The sequence below is a fragment of the Tateyamaria armeniaca genome, assembly GCF_045797845.1.
In the GTDB taxonomy this organism is placed as follows: Bacteria; Pseudomonadota; Alphaproteobacteria; order Rhodobacterales; family Rhodobacteraceae; genus Tateyamaria; species Tateyamaria armeniaca.
Genome location: NZ_JBHDIY010000002.1, coordinates 2,424,255 through 2,443,627, shown reverse-complemented (window position 1 = coordinate 2,443,627; position 19,373 = coordinate 2,424,255). Strand labels below are relative to the sequence as shown.

At 62.4% G+C, this 19,373-nt stretch carries 21 protein-coding genes, 1 tRNA gene and 1 pseudogene; 8 read left to right on the top strand and 15 right to left on the bottom strand.

What is annotated here, in order from left to right; translation table 11 throughout:
• The first annotated feature begins 104 nt into the window (after positions 1-104).
• From ACERZ8_RS12335 to ACERZ8_RS12315, 5 genes are all read left to right on the top strand, one after another.
• Positions 105-392: a hypothetical protein gene (locus tag ACERZ8_RS12335; RefSeq protein ID WP_407592480.1), complete on the top strand. Its 288-nt coding sequence runs from the start codon at positions 105-107 to the stop codon at positions 390-392.
• Positions 393-491: 99 nt separating this feature from the next.
• The gene (locus ACERZ8_RS12330) at positions 492-1,778 is read left to right on the top strand and encodes a homoserine dehydrogenase (protein ID WP_407592479.1); all 1,287 of its coding nucleotides are present in this window, start codon (positions 492-494) and stop codon (positions 1,776-1,778) included.
• 31 nt (positions 1,779-1,809) lie between these two features.
• On the top strand, positions 1,810-2,778 hold the full coding sequence (gene glpX / locus ACERZ8_RS12325) for a class II fructose-bisphosphatase (protein WP_407592478.1): 969 nt from the start codon (positions 1,810-1,812) through the stop codon (positions 2,776-2,778).
• A gap of 50 nt (positions 2,779-2,828) precedes the next feature.
• Positions 2,829-4,568, top strand: a complete 1,740-nt coding sequence (gene recJ, locus ACERZ8_RS12320) for a single-stranded-DNA-specific exonuclease RecJ (protein WP_407592477.1) — start codon at positions 2,829-2,831, stop codon at positions 4,566-4,568.
• A gap of 88 nt (positions 4,569-4,656) precedes the next feature.
• Positions 4,657-4,731: transfer RNA gene (locus ACERZ8_RS12315), tRNA-Glu, on the top strand.
• 216 nt (positions 4,732-4,947) lie between these two features.
• Here the strand turns inward: ACERZ8_RS12315 and ACERZ8_RS12310 are convergent.
• From ACERZ8_RS12310 to ACERZ8_RS12270, 9 genes and pseudogenes are all read right to left on the bottom strand, one after another.
• Positions 4,948-5,631 (bottom strand): hypothetical protein, encoded by a 684-nt coding sequence (locus ACERZ8_RS12310; protein ID WP_407592476.1) that lies wholly within the window; start codon positions 5,629-5,631, stop codon positions 4,948-4,950.
• Positions 5,628-7,085: a PucC family protein gene (locus ACERZ8_RS12305; RefSeq protein ID WP_407592475.1), complete on the bottom strand. Its 1,458-nt coding sequence runs from the start codon at positions 7,083-7,085 to the stop codon at positions 5,628-5,630. The genes ACERZ8_RS12310 and ACERZ8_RS12305 overlap by 4 nt, the downstream gene beginning before the upstream one ends.
• 101 nt (positions 7,086-7,186) lie before the next feature.
• Positions 7,187-7,513: a light-harvesting protein gene (locus tag ACERZ8_RS12300; RefSeq protein WP_407592474.1), complete on the bottom strand. Its 327-nt coding sequence runs from the start codon at positions 7,511-7,513 to the stop codon at positions 7,187-7,189.
• 12 nt (positions 7,514-7,525) lie between these two features.
• On the bottom strand, positions 7,526-7,687 hold the full coding sequence (gene pufB / locus ACERZ8_RS12295; RefSeq protein WP_407592473.1) for a light-harvesting antenna LH1, beta subunit: 162 nt from the start codon (positions 7,685-7,687) through the stop codon (positions 7,526-7,528).
• A gap of 327 nt (positions 7,688-8,014) precedes the next feature.
• Positions 8,015-9,142, bottom strand: coding sequence for a diguanylate cyclase domain-containing protein (locus ACERZ8_RS12290; protein ID WP_407592472.1), 1,128 nt, complete (start codon positions 9,140-9,142; stop codon positions 8,015-8,017).
• Positions 9,139-9,726 carry a heme NO-binding domain-containing protein gene (locus tag ACERZ8_RS12285; protein WP_407592471.1) on the bottom strand — a complete coding sequence of 196 codons (588 nt, stop codon included), beginning with the start codon at positions 9,724-9,726 and terminating at the stop codon, positions 9,139-9,141. The genes ACERZ8_RS12290 and ACERZ8_RS12285 overlap by 4 nt, the downstream gene beginning before the upstream one ends.
• Positions 9,727-9,830: 104 nt before the next feature.
• The gene (locus tag ACERZ8_RS12280; RefSeq protein WP_407592470.1) at positions 9,831-11,393 is read right to left on the bottom strand and encodes a trimethylamine methyltransferase family protein; all 1,563 of its coding nucleotides are present in this window, start codon (positions 11,391-11,393) and stop codon (positions 9,831-9,833) included.
• A 112-nt stretch (positions 11,394-11,505) separates the two neighbouring features.
• Positions 11,506-12,209 (bottom strand): annotated as a pseudogene (locus tag ACERZ8_RS12275) (HAD family hydrolase).
• A gap of 8 nt (positions 12,210-12,217) precedes the next feature.
• Entirely contained in the window at positions 12,218-12,502 is a 285-nt protein-coding gene (locus ACERZ8_RS12270) for a DUF3572 domain-containing protein (RefSeq protein WP_407592469.1), read from the bottom strand.
• Between the two features lie 95 nt (positions 12,503-12,597).
• Here ACERZ8_RS12270 and ACERZ8_RS12265 point away from each other — a divergent pair, with 95 nt between their 5' ends.
• Entirely contained in the window at positions 12,598-13,995 is a 1,398-nt protein-coding gene (locus ACERZ8_RS12265) for a diguanylate cyclase (protein WP_407592468.1), read from the top strand.
• Positions 13,996-14,085: 90 nt separating this feature from the next.
• On the opposite strand, the gene ACERZ8_RS12260 is transcribed toward ACERZ8_RS12265, so the two are convergent.
• From ACERZ8_RS12260 to ACERZ8_RS12245, 4 genes are all read right to left on the bottom strand, one after another.
• On the bottom strand, positions 14,086-14,568 hold the full coding sequence (locus ACERZ8_RS12260; RefSeq protein WP_407592467.1) for a periplasmic heavy metal sensor: 483 nt from the start codon (positions 14,566-14,568) through the stop codon (positions 14,086-14,088).
• 94 nt (positions 14,569-14,662) lie between these two features.
• Entirely contained in the window at positions 14,663-14,929 is a 267-nt protein-coding gene (locus ACERZ8_RS12255) for a hypothetical protein (RefSeq protein WP_407592466.1), read from the bottom strand.
• Positions 14,930-14,934: 5 nt separating this feature from the next.
• Complete coding sequence (locus tag ACERZ8_RS12250) at positions 14,935-15,525, bottom strand: RNA polymerase sigma factor (RefSeq protein ID WP_407592465.1); 591 nt, start codon at positions 15,523-15,525, stop codon at positions 14,935-14,937.
• 57 nt (positions 15,526-15,582) lie between these two features.
• Positions 15,583-16,032, bottom strand: coding sequence for an EF-hand domain-containing protein (locus ACERZ8_RS12245; protein ID WP_407592464.1), 450 nt, complete (start codon positions 16,030-16,032; stop codon positions 15,583-15,585).
• 172 nt (positions 16,033-16,204) lie between these two features.
• Here ACERZ8_RS12245 and ACERZ8_RS12240 point away from each other — a divergent pair, with 172 nt between their 5' ends.
• The gene (locus ACERZ8_RS12240) at positions 16,205-16,642 is read left to right on the top strand and encodes a DUF983 domain-containing protein (protein WP_407592463.1); all 438 of its coding nucleotides are present in this window, start codon (positions 16,205-16,207) and stop codon (positions 16,640-16,642) included.
• 45 nt (positions 16,643-16,687) lie between these two features.
• Positions 16,688-17,386, top strand: coding sequence for an NUDIX hydrolase (locus tag ACERZ8_RS12235; protein ID WP_407592462.1), 699 nt, complete (start codon positions 16,688-16,690; stop codon positions 17,384-17,386).
• 68 nt (positions 17,387-17,454) lie between these two features.
• On the opposite strand, the gene ACERZ8_RS12230 is transcribed toward ACERZ8_RS12235, so the two are convergent.
• Positions 17,455-18,357, bottom strand: coding sequence for an EamA family transporter (locus tag ACERZ8_RS12230; protein ID WP_407592461.1), 903 nt, complete (start codon positions 18,355-18,357; stop codon positions 17,455-17,457).
• A 16-nt stretch (positions 18,358-18,373) separates the two neighbouring features.
• Positions 18,374-19,303: a fatty acid desaturase gene (locus ACERZ8_RS12225; protein WP_407592460.1), complete on the bottom strand. Its 930-nt coding sequence runs from the start codon at positions 19,301-19,303 to the stop codon at positions 18,374-18,376.
• Positions 19,304-19,373 lie beyond the last annotated feature (70 nt).

The following is a 19,373-nucleotide window of genomic DNA, read 5'->3' as shown; positions in this document are numbered from 1 at the left end:
CTCAGTTTAACTGAACAGTCGTTCAAAACCAAGCGACGCTTGCGCGAGCGGGGCGCATCGTGCATCACTTTGGCATCTGCCGAACCCCAAACGGACACCTGCCAGTGATACGTGCCGCGACTCTTTTCCTGTTTCTGACGCTTGCGGCCTGCGCGCAGTTTCCCGAACTTGATGGCACTGTTGCACCCGATCTGGAAAATGCCGACTTTCCGGACCTTGTTCCGCTGGAACCGCTTCTGGCGCGCACCGCGCCGGTTGTGGCGGACCCGGTGGAGACGAGCGAGGCCCTTGATGCCCGTGTGGCCGCTCTGCGGGCGCGCGCAGCAGCCCTGCAACGGCGTGAAATCGTGGATCAGGATGCGGAAAACAGGCTCAACACGGCGCGCAACTGAACAGCGCGCCGCTGCGCAATTGCACCCCTGCACGGAACCCGCTACATCGCCAGCGACAGGGCGCGCACACGCGCCAGACCGAAGATAAAGGACCCCGACATGAACGCACCCCTGCGCCTCGGCATCGCCGGATTGGGAACGGTCGGTATCGGCGTCGTCAAGACCGTGCGCCAGCACAGCGCCCTGTTAAGCGCGCGCACGGGCCGCGACGTCTCTATCACTGCCGTCAGCGCACGTTCGCGTGACAAGGATCGCGGCGTGAACCTGTCGGCCTATGCGTGGGAAGACGACCCGGTCGCGCTGGCCACACGGGATGACGTGGACGTTTATGTCGAACTGATGGGCGGCACGGACGGCCCGGCCAAGGCATCGGTCGACGCTGCGATTGCGGCGGGCAAGGATGTGGTCACCGCCAACAAGGCGATGCTGGCCATTCATGGTCAGTCACTGGCCGAAGCCGCCGAAACGGCAGGCGTTTCCCTGCGCTACGAGGCTGCTGTCGCGGGCGGCATCCCGGTCATCAAGGCGCTGACCGAGGGGTTGGCGGGCAACGACATCACCCGGATCGTCGGGGTGATGAACGGATCGTGCAATTACATTCTGACCCGGATGGAAAGTGCGGGCCTCAGCTATGACGAGGTGTTCGCCGAGGCGGACGGCCTTGGTTATCTGGAGGCCGACCCTCAACTGGACGTGGGCGGCATCGATGCGGCGCACAAGCTGGCGATCCTGTCTTCGATCGCTTTCGGCACCCGTGTTGATTTCGACGGGATCGAGCTTGAGGGGATCGAGCGGGTCAGCATCAACGACATTCGCCACGCCGACGACATGGGCTTCAAGATCAAGCTGCTGGGGGTCGCGCAGCGCACCGGGCGCGGGCTGGAACAGCGCATGATGCCCTGCCTTGTCCCCGCCACGTCGCCCATGGGGCAATTGCAGGGCGGCACCAATATGGTCGCCATCGAAGGCGACGCTGTCGAACAGATCGTGCTGCGCGGTCCTGGCGCGGGCGAAGGGCCAACGGCCTCTGCCGTGATGGGGGACGTCTGCGACATTGCGCGCGGTGTGCGCCTGCCTGTCTTTGGCCAGCCTGCTGCGTCTTTGGAACAGGCCGACCGGGCGACAGCCGTGCTGCCCGCCCCCTATTATCTGCGCATGTCACTGGTCGACAAACCCGGCGCGCTGGCCAAGATCGCGACCGTGCTGGGCGATGCAGGTGTCAGCATCGACCGGATGCGCCAATATGAACACGATGATGCCTCGGCCCCCGTGTTGATCGTGACGCATAAGACCACGCGCGCCGACCTCAACACCGCCATCGCGGCGATGAAATCCACATCCGTGCTGCTGTCTGATCCGGTGGTGCTGCGCATCGAATCCGTCTGATCCAAGCCATTTCACACAAAGGAATACGCCCATGACCTCTACCGCAATTTTTCAGGACCGTATGCTGTCGCTTGGGCTTGCACGTGTGTCCGAGGCTGCGGCCCTTGCCTCGGCCCGTCTGGTCGGGCACGGCGATGAAAAGGCGGCCGATCAGGCCGCGGTCAACGCGATGCGCGAACAGCTGAACATGCTCGATATCGCGGGCGTCGTCGTTATCGGTGAGGGAGAGCGGGACGAAGCCCCGATGCTGTTCATCGGCGAAGAGGTGGGCACAGGCAACGGCCCAGGCGTGGACATCGCGCTCGACCCGCTTGAAGGGACAACGCTGACCGCCAAGGACATGCCCAACGCATTGACGGTGATCGCCATGGGTCCACGCGAATCCATGCTGCATGCACCAGACGTGTATATGGACAAGCTGGCCATCGGCCCGGGATTTGCCACCGACACAGTGACTTTGTCGATGAGCCCGGCGGAACGGGTGGCGGCACTGGCCAAGGCCAAGGGGTGCGATTCCAGCGACATCACAGTCTGTATCCTCGAACGCCCCCGGCACGAGAGCATGATCGAAGCGGTGCGCGGCACTGGCGCCTCCATTCGCCTGATCACCGATGGTGACGTCGCGGGCGTCATGCATTGCGCCGATCCCTCCACCGGCATCGACATGTATATGGGCGAAGGCGGCGCACCCGAAGGGGTGCTGGCGGCCGCCGCGCTCAAATGCATGGGCGGGCAAATCTATGGCCAATTGCTGTTCCGCAATGACGACGAAAAGGGCCGCGCGGCCAAGGCGGGCATCACAGACCTTGACCGCATCTACACCCGCGATGACATGGTCACGCAGGATGTAATCTTTGCCGCCACGGGCGTGACCGAAGGTTCGCTTCTGGCTGCTGTCCACCGTGAACCCGGCTGGCTGACCTGCGAGACGTTGCTGATGCGCTCGAAAACCGGATCGGTGCGGCGCATCAACTATCGCACACCCGTTCACACGATCTGATCAAAAGGCGTCGCCTTGAATGGCGACGGAGGCAACGAAAGGGGTGCAGCGTGGCGTTTCTGGATGTGGAACACTCGCTGACCGGGCGCAGGTGGGTTGGCCCATCGGCTGATATCGCACGTGTCGCCGAAGCGATCATGCAGCAGACCGCCCTGCCCCCTCCTGTCTGCCAGATCCTTGCCCGCGCGGGCGTACTGGCAGAAAACGCGCAGGCCTATCTGGCACCGACTTTGCGCGACTTGATGCCCGACCCGCGCAGCCTGCGGGACATGGAGCAGGCGGCAAAACGCGTGCTGGACGCGGTGACCCGGCGCGAGCGCATCGCGGTGTTTGCGGACTATGACGTCGACGGCGGCAGTTCGGCGGCCCTGCTGATCACGTGGCTGCGCGACCTTGGGCGGCAGGCGACGCTTTACGTCCCCGACCGCATCGACGAGGGCTATGGGCCCAATGACGAGGCGATGGCGGCGCTGGCTGCCAAGCACGACCTGATCATCTGCGTGGATTGCGGCACCCTGTCTCATGGGCCGATTGCTGCTGCAAAAGGGGCAGATGTGGTCGTGCTCGATCACCACCTCGGGGCGGAAACGCTGCCGCCCGCGCACAGTGTGGTGAACCCGAACCGACAGGACGAAGACGGCGCGCTGGCGCATCTGTGCGCTGCTGCCGTTGTGTTCCTGCTGCTGGTCGAAGCCGGGCGGCAGATGCGCGAGGCCGGGACAAAAGGCCCCGACCTGATGGCGCTGCTCGATCTTGTGGGCCTTGCCACGGTGGCCGATGTGGCCCCGCTGATCGGCGTCAACCGCGCCTTTGTGCGGCAAGGGCTGACTGTCATGGCACGCCGTGATCGCCCCGGCCTTGTCGCACTTGCGGACGCCGCTGGCATGGACACGGCACCGACCCCCTATCACCTCGGCTACCTTCTGGGTCCGCGCATCAATGCAGGCGGACGCATCGGGCAGGCCGATCTGGGCGCGCGCCTGCTGGCCACACCCGATCCGCACGAGGCCGCAGCGCTCGCCGAACGGCTCAACACCCTCAACACCGAGCGGCGCGATATCGAGGCATCTGTGCGCGCCGCCGCCCTCGCCCAGGCCGAAGAACGCGGGCTTGAGGGTGGGCTGGCATGGGCCGCAGGGCCGGAATGGCACCCCGGCGTTGTCGGAATCGTCGCCGCACGTCTGAAAGAGGCCACCAACCGCCCGGCAATCGTGATCGGTATCGAGGATGGCATCGGCAAAGGCTCGGGCCGGTCCGTGTCAGGCATCGACCTTGGTGCGCCCATCCAGCGGCTGGCCGCCGAGGGGCTGCTGATCAAGGGCGGCGGGCACAAGATGGCCGCAGGCCTCACCGTGGCCGAAGACAAGATAGAGGCGGCGATGGCGCGCCTGTCCGAACTGTTGGTCAAACAGGGCGCGGACGCGCTGGGGCCCGCCGATCTGCGCCTGAGTGGGACATTGATGCCGGACGCAGCAACGGTTGGCCTGCTGGAACAGATTGATGCGGCTGGCCCGTTTGGTGCAGGTGCCCCGGCCCCGCGATATGCCTTTGCCGGCATGCGCATCCTGCATGCCAAACGGGTGGGCGAGACGCATCTGAAATTGTCCTTTGGCGCACCGGGCGGGGCGCGCCTTGATGCGATCAGCTTTGGGGCGTTTGACGGGCCATTGGGGCCTGCATTGCTCGGGCATGGCGGCGCATCTTTCCACCTGGCCGGGCGATTGGAAATCAATACGTTTCGCGGTCGGCAAAGCGTGCAACTGCGTCTTGAGGACGCCGCGCCCGCCTGACAGGACATCGACAGACAATCTGGCGCAGGGCCCATTTTTCCGCTTGCGCCGGATACCTCGATTGCCTAAAGAACCGCACACAGTTTGTGTCCCGTTCGTCTATCGGTTAGGACGCCAGGTTTTCAACCTGGAAAGAGGGGTTCGATTCCCCTACGGGATGCCATTGCTTTGCCAAGCATCTGTGGCCATCCAGAAATATACAGAACCAGACGCGCGCCTTTTGCGTGCGACATGGGCGTTCGCCGCACGCTGTATCATGCGGGCATACCGCAGTTCGAGAGGCCCGTTTACCGCACGCAACCACTCCGAACAGTCTGTCATGTCACAAAAAGGCCTCCGCGACTGCGTCGCGAAGGCCCAATTTCAATTCAACGCGCCTTTAACTGACCGGAGGCCATCCCAAGGCGCGGGAAAAGGGCAGATCACCGCCGCGAATGACGGAGTTCGAGCGCTCCTTCTTGGAAAGCAGCGGCATCGGCCAGAACGCCTTGGACATGTAGCGTCCCCCGCTCATCACGGACTTTTTCCGCTCTTTCTTGGACAGCAGTGGCATCGGCCAGAACATGCGGGATTTGAAACCGCCGCCCCGGATCGCAGAAGTGCGTTCCTTGCGTGCGCTCAACAGACGGAAACCATATCCCGGCGTGATCGGCCCGCCGCGATAGCCGGTGCGTTTCGGGCGCACCGTGAGAAACAGAGGGTGCTCAAGCAGGACACTTGGCGCGGATTGCGGCCCGTCCGGCACGAAGTAGTCGTTGGTCACATCGCCCACATCAACTGTTTCGAACTTTGCCAGCGTTTCGCGCACGATCGTGGCGGCAGTCAGGGGTTTGTATGTGGCGTGCACAACCAGCACGGCATTGCCGGATTTCACCGCCTTGGCGTAGGCTTTGCGGGCACTGTCATCGATGCGCGCGGCCTCCATATCAGCGGCCAGCTTGTCATCGTCCTGAGTGGTGATGATCATGCAGTCACGCGGCGGCACACCACGGGAAACGAGGCGCGCGCTGGCTGTTTCTGCGGCCGATTTGTCGGGGAACACGCGGGAAATGATTGTTGTCATGGGACCTCCACCGGGTTTGAACTTGCACTGTTGCGTTCGGCTGGTGCGCGGCGGCCCAGCGTGTGACTTTGTTTCTGGCGCGCCGTGACGACCGGCACGAGGACGGCGATTGCGAGCATCAGGAAGACGACTTCGATCATGAAGACGACAGTATAGGGCGTCTGTGCCGCAGTTCCAGTTGCGCCTTGCCAGCCGACGATGACGTCGCGCACGATACCCGCGCTTGCCACACCGATGCCCGCAGCGGTTGCCTGCACCGCACCCCATGCGCCAAGCGCCAGCCCGATGCGGTCGCGCGGGGCGTGGCGGATGGCTGCCGTAAGGGTTGCGTGCCCGAACAGGCCAGCGCCCACGCCGGTCGCCAATGTGCCAAGCAGAAACAGTGGGATGCCTGCGCCCTGGGACGAGATGATGATAGCGAGAAAGCCGGGGATGCCGATGGCCGCGCCGATCAGAGCGTAACGATCAGGTGATGCCCCCTGCCCCAACGCACGCGAGGCCAGCCCAAAGCCCACCAGCGTGCCCGCCGCCAGCAGCGCGGTCAGTTTCGTTGTGCTGGCCACAGACAGGCCAAGCGCCTGACCGCCATACGGTTCCAGCAGGACATCTGCCATCCCAAACCCAAAGGTGCCAAGGCCGATCACCACCAGCAAGCGCAGCATACCGGGCGCGCGCATCATCGTGGCCCAAGCCTCGGCAAACGGGACGGGTGGTGTGACCTTCATCTGTTGTGCGCGGTTGCGGTCGCGCGGTTCCTGCTGCCACAGGGCGAACAGGTTCAGCACAACAGTAACGACAGCCGCGCCTTGGATCACCTGGATCAGACGACCCGGGCTGTAGACATCCAGCAACGCCCCGAACACCAGCGCGCTGATCACCATGCCGACCAGCAACATTACATACATCAGGCCAACCACCTTGGGCTGGTCTTCTGTGCGCACAAGGTCGGTGGCCAGCGCGAGGCCCACGGTCTGCACCATGTGCACTCCGGCGCCCACCAGCAGAAAGGCCAATGCAGCAGAGCTGTAGCCGATCCAGCGCGGCGCATCCGCCGCCTCGGCATAGCCCGACAGCACCAAAAGGGCGAACGGCATGATCGCAAACCCGCCAAACTGAAGCAGCGTGCCCTTCCAGATATATGGCACCCGGCGCAGGCCAAGGGCGGAGACATGCGTGTCAGACTTGAAACCGATCAGCGTACGCAACGGCGCAAACAGCAATGGCAGGGCCAGCATGACGGCGACCAGCGTGGCCGGAACCGACAGTTCGACAATCATGACGCGGTTCAGAGTGCCGACCAGCAGCACCAGCGCCATGCCAACCGTCACCTGAAACAGGGACAGGCGCAGCAGGCGGGACAGGGGTAAATCGGGCGTGGCCACATCGGCAAACGGCAGATAGCGGGGCGCCAGAGCCACCAGTTTCCGCGTTGCAAATGTGCGATAGTCGAACATCGATTTGGTTGCCACAAAAGGGCCGCCGCCGCGCATCCTGTGCGCAGATACGGCCGCGTAAAGTATTCAGCCCGCACACACGGGGCTGCGGGCTGAAAACGCTATTGCGTGATGGAAGCGTGTAGCTCCGGTGGCTGCAGGATCGCCTTGACCGGTGTTCCGTCAGCCATGATGATCGTCACTTCGCGTGAGCCATCGGTTGAAGGAACCACATGGGATGCCTTTGCCACATTGGTGTCAGTTTCGGGCACCAGCGCTGCCGACTCAGACCCCGATCCCAGCTCATTGCCGGACAGGAAATCGGACACCCATGTCGTGTTGCTCAGCACCGCGACGTGTACGGCAAACGAGCCGATCGCAACTGCGCTCAGGAACAGGGGAACGCCCACTGTTGGTTTAACGACCAACCACATTTTTGCATTGTTCATTGTGTGCCTCCCTTATCCAAGCCATGGGGTCGCAACCGCGACCAGAATATGGGCCAGCAGGGCAATCGCACCAAAAACGCGTGTCCCATCGATGAGGTAGCTGTGCACCTCTTCTGCTTCTTCGAGTGTCAGGCCGGTTGGCCAGACTTTGTCTTCACTTGTTGCCACGTTCATTCCTCCGTGTGTTAAAGCCGGGGTCGGTGTTGTGGACCATTTCGTGCCTTGGCCCATGCACCTATAAACGCACACTGTATCTTTCACCTTGTCAGCATTATCTGACACATACAAGTGTAAATCAGGATTTACAGTTGCAGAATGCTGCTATGTGTACTGTTAAAAATCCTGAGTGAAACGGTGGTTTTGCAGAGCAAGCCGGTGTTTTCAGACAATTACACTGCAGGACAGTGACAGCGCCCGTTAATCAAATGATTGGGCTTTTTGCGGGTCCTTGCTTTGCGACTCGCGCTCGTGCGCCCCGTATGGCTCCGGTTTTGGGCCCAATCACAGGGCAAAACGTGAAGAATCTCTGCTCGGAGACGCGCTCTGGCTGAAACAATCCGCATGGCGGACATCTTGTCTGGCGAGGCGTCTTTTACGTCTGCCGTTCGATTTCGCTGATTTTCCGCTTGGGGGTGTGGCCGGCTTGTCGCGCAGCGCGGGATCGTAGACCGTTTGCCGCCCTCGCCCGCCGTCCTTGGAGGCATAGAGAGCCACATCTGCGTCATCCATGATTTCAGCTGCGGTTTTGGGGGAATGCGGCTCGTGGAACGCCATCCCGATACTGGCAGAGATTTTGCAATCCTCGCCCTGATACGTGATGGGCCGTGACAACTGATCAATGATGCGCTGCCCGATGTTTTTCAGAACGTCCGCGCTGTTCGCATAAGGCAGAATGATGACGAACTCATCGCCACCCACGCGTGCGACTGTGTCGCTTTCGCGGGTTTCCTCGACCATGATCCGCGCAACCGTTTGCAGCACGTAATCGCCCGCCGCATGTCCCAAAGTGTCGTTCACGGCCTTGAACCAATCCAGATCAACCTGCATCAATCCAAACCGCGTGCCCCATTCGATGTGGCGCGACAGGACGTGATCCATGGCGCGGCGGTTCTTGAGCCCGGTCAGCGTGTCGGTGAACGCCTGTTCTTCTGCCGCAATCATCGCCCCTTGCAGCCGCAAATTCAGTTTGCGCGATGCATCCATTGCCGCTGACTTTGCCTCCACCAGATACAGCATTTCGACAGTCAGATCGGTCGCTGCGAAATCCGCGCTGGTCAGGGCATAATCGGTGACGGCATCCACAACGGAAATGCCGAAAGACAGGTTGACGATGCTTTGCCCCGGATGCGGCCCGGGCATCAACACGCCCTTGATTTCGGTTTGGGGCGCGTCCCGCAGCTGCAGATGCAGCTTGGTTCCCGCCGATTCCCGCAACTGATCCATTGTCGTGATCGCCCGCGGACGCTTGAGGTCAAAGACATCGAGGAACTTGTGCCCCTCAAGCGGCGTGTCGGGTCGCAGTTTCTGAACTGTCGGTCCAGCGTGCACAACCTCGCCCGTGTCGGACAAGACCAGATGCATGGGGCACAAGACGTCGAGCGACTTTCTGAGTTGATCAAGATCGTTCATATGGCACGCGCGCCCAGATCAAATGACCGGCCCTCTGCAAATTCGGTTTCAATCAGGCTGATTGAAATGGTTTCGACCCCGTCACCTGATCCTGCATGTTCCAGCACGGCCAACACGCCGTAATCGTCGGCCATTGCGCGCAGGACACCCATCATTACGTGCCCATATCCATCAAGAGAACTTTGGCAGATCAAACTGAAATGCCCGGGAGCGTGGTCCTGCAATTCAATGCGCGGCAATTTCAGATCCGATACGGCCAGACGCGCACGGTCGGGCAAATCGTCCAGTGAATGCAAAAACTCGACAAAATTGACGCCCCCAAAGCGCAACAATCTGCGCAACGCCTCGACGTTGGGATGAGACACGAGATACGTGCCGATATCCTCCATCACCTCGTCACGGTCCCGGTTGAGAACAAAGCTGACGGCGTTCAGCACGGCTGGCGTCACTTCATCATCATAGGTCAGCATCGATTCAAACTCGACAAAGCCGAGGTCGGCGATGCGCGCCGCCTCGACCCACGTTTCCGTTCCGTAACTGTCGACGACAAAGCGCTGTATTGCCCGGTTGATAAGCCCATGCATGGCAGTTTAATCCCAATTCCGCGCCTTCACTTTTGGCGATCAGGACTAAACAATCCGATAACAGATACAAATCGAGCTATTTTTGCCTCGAACAGCGGAGTGCGTCAAAAGTCGGTCGGCGCACCACCTTCGGCTTTGCGCCGCGCCACAAATGCAGCCAGCTCTTCCTTGATGGCCGGATCAAGGGGCGGTGGTTCGAAGTTGGCGATGATGCTCTTGAACATGGCGTGCGCGCGCTCTTGCGTCCAGACGCCCCCGGCGGCCTCCCAGCCTTCGTAGTTTTTCCAGTCGCTCAGGAACGGCTGGTAGAACGCCGTGGCATAGCGATCCTGCGTGTGCTGGATGCCAAAGAAGTGCCCGGCATTGCCCACCGACTTGATCGCGTCGAGCGCGATGTCCTCCGGGCCGGTCGCAGTCAGAGACGGGTCCATATACCTCTGAATTTGCTGTAAAATCTCGCAATCCATGATGAATTTTTCCGGGCTTGCAATCAGCCCGCCCTCAAGCCAGCCCGCTGCGTGATAAACCATGTTCGTGCCCGACTGCACCGCCGCCCAAAGGCTGTTGGATGTCTCCCACATCGCCTGTCCGTCGGGGACATTGGCCGCACACACGCCGGAAGAGCGCATGGGCAGGCCATAGAACCGTGCCAATTGCCCTGTCATCTGTGTGGCGCGCATGTATTCCGGTGTGCCAAAGGCGGGCGCGCCCGATTTCATGTCCACATTCGAGGTGAATGTCCCGATGGCGCATGGCGCGCCCGGGCGCACGTACTGAAACAGCGCGATAGCGCACAAAGCCTCGGCGATGGACTGTGCCACCGCCCCGGCCATCGTCACCGGGGCCATCGCACCTGCCAGCGTGAACGGCGTCACCACCACCGCCTGCCCGCGCCGCACAAGGCGCAGGCACCCGTCAATCATCGGGTGGTCATGTTTCAACGGCGAGGTCGAATTGATGTTGGTATACATACGCGGCGTCGCCTCGAACTCTTCGTCCGTGAGGCCGCCTGCGATGCGCACCATCTCCATCACGTCCTCGACCCGCTCCTTGCCCAGCGAATACGCGTGCATGACCTTGTCGGTGAGCGTCAGCTTGTCATAGACCACGTCGAGATGGCGCACGGAGGCGTGGATATCCACAGGCTCGACCGGGTAGCCGCCCGCAAAGTGGATGCAGTTGAAATACTGCGTCAGCTTCAGCAGGTTCGCGCACATCTCGCGGGTGCCGGGCACTTTGGTTCCGATGCTCATATCCCAGTAATTCGGCGGGGAAGATACGTTGCCGAAGGTGATATGACGCCCGCCGATCGTGATCTTGCGGTCCGGGTTGCGCGGGGTCAGCGTGAATTCTGACGGGGCTTTGCCCACCATCTCCATCACGAAATCACGGTCCATAAAGACCAGATCCCCATCGACCCTGCACCCGGCCTCGCGCAGAATGCCAAGCGTCTCTTCGTTGAGGAACTGAATGCCGATCTCTTCGAGAATGCGCATGGCCCCGTCGTGGATCGCCTCGACACCCTCGGGACCAAGCGGTTCAACCGGTGGGTCGATCAGAATCGGCGGGTTCCATGGCATCTGTTCGATCACAGCACCACCACGGCGGGCCGCAGCGCCCGCGCGTCCGCCGCCCCGTGTTTTGCGCTTGGTGTCGGTGTCGGCCATGTTGATCCCCTTTGGTACACTCTGCCCTCAGGACACCTCAGGCGGCGCGCGGCAACATTGCCGTTTGCGACGGTGTGTGTCGTTTTTCAGTTCGGGGTGTTCGGGAACGTCGTCAGGCGGGCTGTGTCTGATCGAGCCAATGCGGAATGTGACCGATATCCGGCAAAACCACCTGCGCCAGTGGCGCCAACTCTGCCGCATCAGCCATGCCGGTCAAAACAGCGATGCAGCGCATGCCCGCCGCACGGCCCGCGCGCAGATCGTGCGTGCTGTCGCCGACCATCAGAACGGTGTCCGGCGCAAGGCCTGTGGCCGCGCAAAAGGCCAGCAATTGACCCGGCGCCGGCTTGCCGCCATGGCCGCTGTCAAAACCGGCGATAAAGTCGAAATGCGCGGTGACGCCGGCGGCATCAAGATGCGCGCGTGCAGGGGCTTCGGCGTCATTTGTGGCAACACCCAGTGCCAGCCCGCGGTCGCGTAATGCGGTCAGAAACGGATCAAGCGGCACTGCCTCGGCCTGCGGCGCCTGTCCGGCCTCTTCGTTCAGCATATAAAGCAACTGGGGCGATGTCATGTCCGGCAGATGAGGCGCGAGCGCGCTCGCAACTTCCCCGGCGGTGCCTGCGATCACAAGAGAATCACGCGCAAAGCGCTGTTTGGTCAGATCAAACCCGATGGCCGCGCCCAGATTGGCAGCCTGCGCTTCATCCCCCCGCTCAGCCGGTGCAGAAAGGCAGCGGCCCAGGCCTCCCACGTGGTTGCGAAATCGAAAAGCGTGCCGTCCTTGTCAAAGACGATGCCATGGACCGGGCTCACAGCGTCGCTCACGTCCAATGCACCTGATCACCACCCGGCAAGGCCGTGCGTGCATACATCGGCTGATCATAGGCCAGGCTGGCCGTGTCACAGAACGCTTTGACCCACGCGTCATCCATCATGATGAAGTCCAGCAAGGCCCCCAGAAACGCCGGATCGCTTGCCCCTGCACGGATGTCAGCCTCGCTTGCTCCGGTCGCGCCGAGGAAGACGGGAAGCAACTCTTCGTTGCCCGCCATCCAGCCAAGGGCCTTGAGACCGACGACTTCGGCGGATTCTTGCGACATTACCATCCCATCCGGCCCTTTCGGCACATTTGGAAACCCTTTGTTAACTTAAACAAACAAATAACGAATGCACAGGAATTGTAACGAAATGGATAGGACGGATGCACGGTAAGATCCTCGTCATCGACGCCATCGCAACGAATCGCATCGTATTGCGCGTCAAACTGGCGGCCAGTCATTACGAAATGATGCAGGCCGACAGTATTGGTGAGGCGATGAGCGTGATTTCGACCTGCGTGCCGGACATGATCCTGTGTGCTGACTCGCTGCCTGATGGCGATCCGCTGCGTTTGCTCGCGCGGCTGCGAAAGGCCGGGTTGTCCGGCAAGGTTCCGGTGATCGTCATCGGTGCGCCCGGTGCTGCACAAGACCGACAGCGCCTGTTTGCGGGCGGGGTCGAGGATGTGCTGGAACGCCCGGTCGATGATGCGCTGCTGCTGGCGCGCACGCGCTCGGTCATGCGGGCCTATGCCTCGGCCAGCGAGTGGACCTTGCGCGATGGCACCTCACGTGCGCTTGGATTTGCCGAACCCAGCGCCCAGTTCGGCCCGCGCCAGATGGTGCGCGTGATCGCGAGCGATCCGACCCGCATTGATGCGTGGCGACAATCACTGGAACCAAAACTGTCAGCATCACTGACCGTCAACACCCCGGCGGCAGGCGTAGTCGCCGATTTGCCCGAGGATGTGCCGGATGCGTTTGTGCTGGTGATCGAACCTGAAACAAGCATGAACATGCTGGGCTTGCTGGCGACCATCCGCAGCCATGCCTCCACCCGCCACAGCGCGATCATGGTGGTGCAGACCGACCCTGACCCGCGTCTAGGCGCGCAAATGCTGGATATGGGCGCAAACGATCTGATGGACTTTGATCGCGACCCGGCCGAACTTGCCCTGCGGGTTGAAACCTTGATGACGCGCAAGCGAATGTCGGATGCGCTGCGCGACACCGTGCGCTCGGGCATCGAGGCGGCGGTGATCGATCCGCTGACCGGCCTGCACAACCGCCGCTATGCGATGCCGCATCTGGCAAGGATCGTGGACCGGGCCGCGAAGTCCAAGAAACCCTTTGCCGTGATGGTCGCGGACATGGATCATTTCAAACAGATCAATGACACGCTTGGGCACGCCGCAGGTGATGCCGTTCTGGTGGAAACTGCGCGGCGCTTGCGCGAAGACCTGCGCGCGGTCGACCTTGTCGCGCGCATCGGCGGCGAAGAATTCCTGATCGTGATGCCTGGTGCGGGCCTCAGCAATGCACGCAAGGCCGCGCAGCGCCTGTGCCGGACCATCCGCGACACCCCCTATGACGTGCCCGGACAGGACGCGCCTGTCACGGCGACCATATCCATCGGGCTGACGGTCTGTGATCCGTCCGTCAAGGCCGCGATGACCCTGCCAATGAACGCCGAAGCCTTGTTGGATCGGGCGGACAAGGCGCTTTATGGTGCCAAGGCGGAGGGCCGTGATCGGGTGACTTTGCTGCGCCCTGCCGCCTGAAAAGGCGCGATTGTCCGTGTAGGTGAAGGGCAATGAAGGCGGGCTGATGGCTTTCGCATATTTGCACCCCCGCAAACCGATAGCCTCACATCACTGCTTCTTGTTCCGCGGCCGCCCGCCCCGTTCCAGCGCCTCTTGCATGCGCGCCGTGTATGCGATCCGTTCGTCATCGCTCATGCGTGACACCGCGTCGAGCCACGCGGCCTGTGCCGCCGCCTGAACACGGGATGCGCCAGCGCCCTGGCGGGTCAACACGGCCTCGACGGCTGCGGGGTCATAGGGCGTCATCTGCAGGGCATTGATCATTTCGCTATATTCAGCCCGGCGCGCGCGTCGATCCGGCAACTCAGGATTGCCACGCACCACCCCAAAAACCTCGCGACGCAAATCGCGCGGCAGAGCCAAAACATAAGGCATCGCATATCCCATCGCCGGGACGCGCGCGCCCATCGGCGCACCGCGCAAGGTAAATCCTGCCACAAGCCCCCCGATCGCAAGGTTGATCGCCAGCGACACGGCCAGCACGATCTTGATCCACATCGGGCAGCGTCGGGTTTTGGTCTCAGTGTCCATGATCAGCCTTCTTCCACGTCCCAGCCAAAGGCATCCAAGGTGCCGGGGCTGTCATAATATGTCTCGTAATCCACCGACCACGGCGTGCTTACACCTACAGTCTCAAGCCCACCCAAGCCCACGACAAAACCTGTGGCCGCAGCGGCAACAAGCCCGCCCACCGCCGTCCAGCCGCCAATGCCGTCCACGATCTGGCGCCACCACGGGGCAGGCGCCACGCGGCCACCGGGGGTGGCAGCATCGCCTGCCCGTCGGCAAGAACGCGCGCCATCAGATCATCCGGCGTGTCGGGCACCGGCGCGCGCGCCAGATCATCCAGCATCCGCTCGATCATGGGATCATCCTTCGGGGCCTTGGTCATGTCGCTCATCCTTCTTCGTATCCAAGGGCAGCGGCCTGCCCTTTCAGTGCCGCCGCAAGGGCGCGTTTGCCACGGGCTGTCAGGCTTTCGACCGCTTCGGTGCTGACATCCAGCGCAGCCGCGATGTCGGGGTTCGATGCCCCCTCCAAATGACGCATCATAACTGCGATGCGCTGGCGTTCCGGCAGGGTGGCAAGCGCATCACGCAAGGCCGCATTGCGGGCGTCGGCCTGCATACGCGCCTCGGCCGATGGGGTCGGATCCTCGGGTTCGGCGACCGCATCCAGCGGCACTGACCGGCGCGGGCGCTTGCGCAAACGGTCTGTGCACAGGTTGGCCACCACACGAAACAGCCACGTGGTCACCTTTGCCTCGCCTGCGCGCCAGTCCGGCGCCACGCGCCACAGACGCATCATCGCCTCTTGGGCGACATCTTCGGCTTCTGCCCCGTCCCCCAGCATCCGCATCGCCTGCCCGTAGGCACGCGGGGTCAGGCGGACCGTCAACACACGCGCGGCACTGGCATCCCCTCGCGCATATGCGGCAAGCAAATCAGCGTCATCCGTGTGCGGATCAGTGTCGAGCGGCATGTGCATCAGGTCCGGGCTATCCCTGCCCCACCCCTTTTTGCAAGGGGTGGGGCGTGGTTGGGATCAGTTGTCGCCGTGACGCTTGCCACCGCGGCGTTCCTGCATCCGGGCGCGCGCCTCTTCGAACTCTTCGGGCGAAATGCCACCCGAATTGTCCGCATCAATCCGCTCGAACAGACGACCGGGGTCGCGACGCGGGCCCTTCATCTCGTCTGGTGACAGCTTGCCATCATCGTTTGCATCCATGCGCGCCAGAATGCGGGCCGCGCGATCTCCGGCGCGTTCGCGGCCAGCGGCTTCCAGCTCGGCTTGCGTCAGAAATCCGTCGCCATCCGTGTCTGCCGCCTCAAAGCGCGCCTCGCCGCGTGCCTGCAGTTCGGCCAGCGACACCTCGCCGTTGCCGTCCGCATCCAGCGTGGAAAAGTCGGGGCCCGCGTCGCGTGCCATTGCAGACAGGGTGGTCATGCCGATGGCAGCAGCCGCAATGACGGTGATGAATGTTGTGCGTTTCATGTCGTGTTACTCCGTTTCTACCTCGAGGCGGGTAGGCTTTTCCAACCGCGCCATACCCATCAAACGGCGCGCGCGCTCAGTTCCGTCGCAAAAAGTTTCAAAGACCCGTTTGCGCGACATCGGGACGCAAGGGCTCATTGCCCCATTTCCTCTTGCCGCGCAGAGGCGCAGTATGAGCACATCGCGGCGAAGGATGAATTTCGTGCACACCGACCCCAGAACCGATCACGCAGACAATGATGCGACCCAGCGACCCGTGCGCCCTGCCCTGTTCCGGGGCTGGCGGCGCAAGTGCCCGCGGTGTGGAAAAGGTGGCCTGCTCAAGGGCTATCTGAAGGTGGCCGACACCTGCCCGGTCTGCAAGCTCGACTACTCGCACCACCGCGCCGATGACGGGCCTGCTTACCTCACAATCCTGTTGGTGGGTCATCTGATGGCGCCGCTTTTACATTTTGCCTTCGTGACATGGCGCCCCGAACCGCTGGTGCTGTTTACGATCTTTGCCGTGGGGTGCGTGGCGCTGTCGCTCTACCTTCTGCCACGCCTCAAAGGGGCGATTGTCGCTTTTCAGTGGGCGCGCGGCATGGGCGGGTTTGCCCGGGCGGGCTGATGCGCCTAACGTCGCAGGCGACGATCAGAGCATAGACAGGCCCGCATGAGCGAACAGACTGACAAAAGCCAGATACGCAACGCCTCGACCGTGATTGTGCTGCGCGACCGCGCCACGACGCCGCGAATCCTCATGGGACAGCGCGGCGCAAAGGCTGTGTTCATGCCCAACAAGTTCGTCTTTCCCGGTGGCGCGGTCGATGCGGGCGATCACGCAGTGCCCCTTGGATCGCCGGTCGCCCAACCCAATGCGGCACGTCTGGATGAGGGCAGCGCGCCGGGTCTTGGCACGGCCCTTGCAGCGGCCGCCATCCGCGAATTGTTCGAGGAGACCGGGCAGGTTCTGGGCACGCCGGGGCCGTGGGATGCCCCGCCACCCGGCTGGCACGGATTTGCCGCCACAGGGCACCTGCCCCATGCAGCCCCTTTGCAGTTCGTGTTTCGCGCGCTGACGCCGCCGGGACGCCCGCGCCGCTTTGATGCGCGGTTTTTCCTCATCGATGCAGACGATCTGGCCTCGGACCCGGACGATTTTACCGCCGCCTCGGACGAGTTGTCCCATTTGCAGTGGGTGGCGCTCGACCATGTGCGCCGGTTCGACATGCCCTTCATCACAGAAGTGGTGCTGAGCGAGATCGCAGCGCGCGTGCAGGATCGCGCCGCGCCCGACAACGTGCCGTTTTTCAAGAACAATGACGAGGAAAGCCTGTTTCTGCGCCTGCGCGGCACGCCGATGCCCGACTGAGTTTGGCCGCCTAACACCTGCGGCTTAGGGCTGCGCGGGGCGGTAAGGCGCAGGTGTCCTGCGCCCTGTCAGATCACCGCGATCAGCATCAGGATAGAGCCAAGCAGCACACCCATGCCCACCCATTCACGCGCGCTGATCGCTTCGCGAAAAACGATTACCGAGGCCAACGCACTCAGCACCAGTTCCACCTGCCCCACGGCATTCACATATGCCGCGTTTTGCAAGGTGAAGGCGGTGAACCAACAGAATGACCCGAGCATCGACATCAACCCGACCCAGACCGCGACGCGGCGTGCTGCCCAGACTGCACTGACCTGCCCCGGATCGCGCCAGCGCAACCACACTACCATGGCGACCAGTTGCATCGCTGTGACCGCCGACAGGGTCAGCCCGGCGCGCGCCAGCGGATCGTCCAGCCCAAGGCTGAGCGAAGCGCCGCGGTAACACACCCCCGACACGGCAAACAGCAGACCCGAGGCAAGGCCAAGACCCACCGCCCGGTTCGCCATGTCTCGCCAGCCAAAGCGCACCAGTTCCGGTGGGGCGGACAGCAGCAAAACGCCCACCAACCCCAGCCCAATTGCCGCAAATCCCCAGCCGCTGACCGTGTCGCCCAGAACCACCCAGCCGACCAGAACGGCCTGCATCACCTCGGTTTTCTTGAACGTGATCCCGACGGCGAAATTGCGGGCCTGAAACAGCATCACAGTTGCGACAGTGGCAAGGATCTGCGCCAGCCCACCGGCGGCACCATAGATCCAGAATGTCGCGCTGAACTGCGGCCAGTTCTGTCCGGTCACCTGCATGTAGATGACGATCAATACAGCCACCAAGGGCGCGGAATAAAAAAATCGCGCCAGTGTCGCCCCACCCGCGCTGAGCGTGCCCAGCGACAATTGCCGTTGCAGCATAAAGCGCAGCGTCTGAAAGAAGGCCGCCGCAAGCGTGATGGGAATCCAGAGGGTCATGGCCCTCTATGCGCGATCAGGGATCGCGCGACCAGAGTGGATGGGCGACCGGGTCCTTGGCCGAAAGGAAGTGGCGCGCAAACACCTCTGCATAGGATCGATAGCGGTAGCCTTCATTGGTGCTGAGATACCGTGCCGCATTCTCGCGATATAGGGCGGGCAACCGGTACCACGGCACCCGGGGGTGCATGTGATGCACAACGTGCAAGTTGTTGTTCAGAAACAGAAAGGCCAGCAGGCCGCGGTCTTCCACGATGACGGTGCGACCGCGCGCAAGGGTATGGGCCTGATGTTCCAGAAAGGTGCGGATCTTGAGGATCGACAGCGCGCCGTAGCAGGCCACAAGGTAGCACCAGATCGGCATCGGCGACGCCCATACGACGGCCAGCACCAGCGCGACACCGGGGATGTGCAAAAGCCACCCTTTGATCACCTGCCGGTCGCCGTTTCGCATCGCCTGCCAATCACCCCGCATAAACGCAACTTGCGCAATCACAGGCCCCAGAAGAATGCGCCCGGCCAACGTGTTGTTCACCCTCAAAACCAGCTGCACAGCGCGCGGCAGGCGCGCCCACACGTCCGGGTCCAGATAGTTGGATTCAGGGTCGTCATAGGGATCGGTCAGGCGCGCATCCTGATGGTGCGCCAGATGCGTGTCGCGAAAGCGCAGGTAGGGGATGGCGAGGCCGGGCGTGATGAGAACCAGCGCCTCACTGGCATAACGGGACGGAAACGGGTGGCCATGCAGCACTTCGTGACTGAGGGAAGAATGCAGAACCAGCGATAGCACCAACGCGGTCGTTGCCACCAGCACTGACCACTGCGGGAGCACAAACAGGCTGGCGACCCACATGGCAGCGCAGGCCAGAAAAAGCCCCAATGTGACCCACTCAACAGCGCGCACACGCTCAAGCGGCAGTCGTTTGGCAGATGATGTGAAGGACATGAAGGCGGTGCTGCTCAAATAAAGATGCGGCATCGTATCCCGGCGGGGCCTGTGGGCGTATTCGGAAAAT

Coding starts and splice junctions, on each gene's coding strand:
- ACERZ8_RS12330 (WP_407592479.1), top strand. CDS start 492: ATGAACGCACCCCTGCGCCTCGGCATCGCCGGATTGGGAACGGTCGGT.
- glpX (WP_407592478.1), top strand. CDS start 1,810: ATGACCTCTACCGCAATTTTTCAGGACCGTATGCTGTCGCTTGGGCTT.
- ACERZ8_RS12310 (WP_407592476.1), bottom strand. CDS start 5,631: ATGACAACAATCATTTCCCGCGTGTTCCCCGACAAATCGGCCGCAGAA.
- ACERZ8_RS12305 (WP_407592475.1), bottom strand. CDS start 7,085: ATGTTCGACTATCGCACATTTGCAACGCGGAAACTGGTGGCTCTGGCG.
- ACERZ8_RS12300 (WP_407592474.1), bottom strand. CDS start 7,513: ATGAACAATGCAAAAATGTGGTTGGTCGTTAAACCAACAGTGGGCGTT.
- pufB (WP_407592473.1), bottom strand. CDS start 7,687: ATGAACGTGGCAACAAGTGAAGACAAAGTCTGGCCAACCGGCCTGACA.
- ACERZ8_RS12290 (WP_407592472.1), bottom strand. CDS start 9,142: ATGAACGATCTTGATCAACTCAGAAAGTCGCTCGACGTCTTGTGCCCC.
- ACERZ8_RS12285 (WP_407592471.1), bottom strand. CDS start 9,726: ATGCATGGGCTTATCAACCGGGCAATACAGCGCTTTGTCGTCGACAGT.
- ACERZ8_RS12280 (WP_407592470.1), bottom strand. CDS start 11,393: ATGGCCGACACCGACACCAAGCGCAAAACACGGGGCGGCGGACGCGCG.
- ACERZ8_RS12270 (WP_407592469.1), bottom strand. CDS start 12,502: ATGGTAATGTCGCAAGAATCCGCCGAAGTCGTCGGTCTCAAGGCCCTT.
- ACERZ8_RS12265 (WP_407592468.1), top strand. CDS start 12,598: ATGCACGGTAAGATCCTCGTCATCGACGCCATCGCAACGAATCGCATC.
- ACERZ8_RS12260 (WP_407592467.1), bottom strand. CDS start 14,568: ATGGACACTGAGACCAAAACCCGACGCTGCCCGATGTGGATCAAGATC.
- ACERZ8_RS12255 (WP_407592466.1), bottom strand. CDS start 14,929: ATGACCAAGGCCCCGAAGGATGATCCCATGATCGAGCGGATGCTGGAT.
- ACERZ8_RS12250 (WP_407592465.1), bottom strand. CDS start 15,525: ATGCACATGCCGCTCGACACTGATCCGCACACGGATGACGCTGATTTG.
- ACERZ8_RS12245 (WP_407592464.1), bottom strand. CDS start 16,032: ATGAAACGCACAACATTCATCACCGTCATTGCGGCTGCTGCCATCGGC.
- ACERZ8_RS12240 (WP_407592463.1), top strand. CDS start 16,205: ATGAGCACATCGCGGCGAAGGATGAATTTCGTGCACACCGACCCCAGA.
- ACERZ8_RS12235 (WP_407592462.1), top strand. CDS start 16,688: ATGAGCGAACAGACTGACAAAAGCCAGATACGCAACGCCTCGACCGTG.
- ACERZ8_RS12230 (WP_407592461.1), bottom strand. CDS start 18,357: ATGACCCTCTGGATTCCCATCACGCTTGCGGCGGCCTTCTTTCAGACG.
- ACERZ8_RS12225 (WP_407592460.1), bottom strand. CDS start 19,303: ATGTCCTTCACATCATCTGCCAAACGACTGCCGCTTGAGCGTGTGCGC.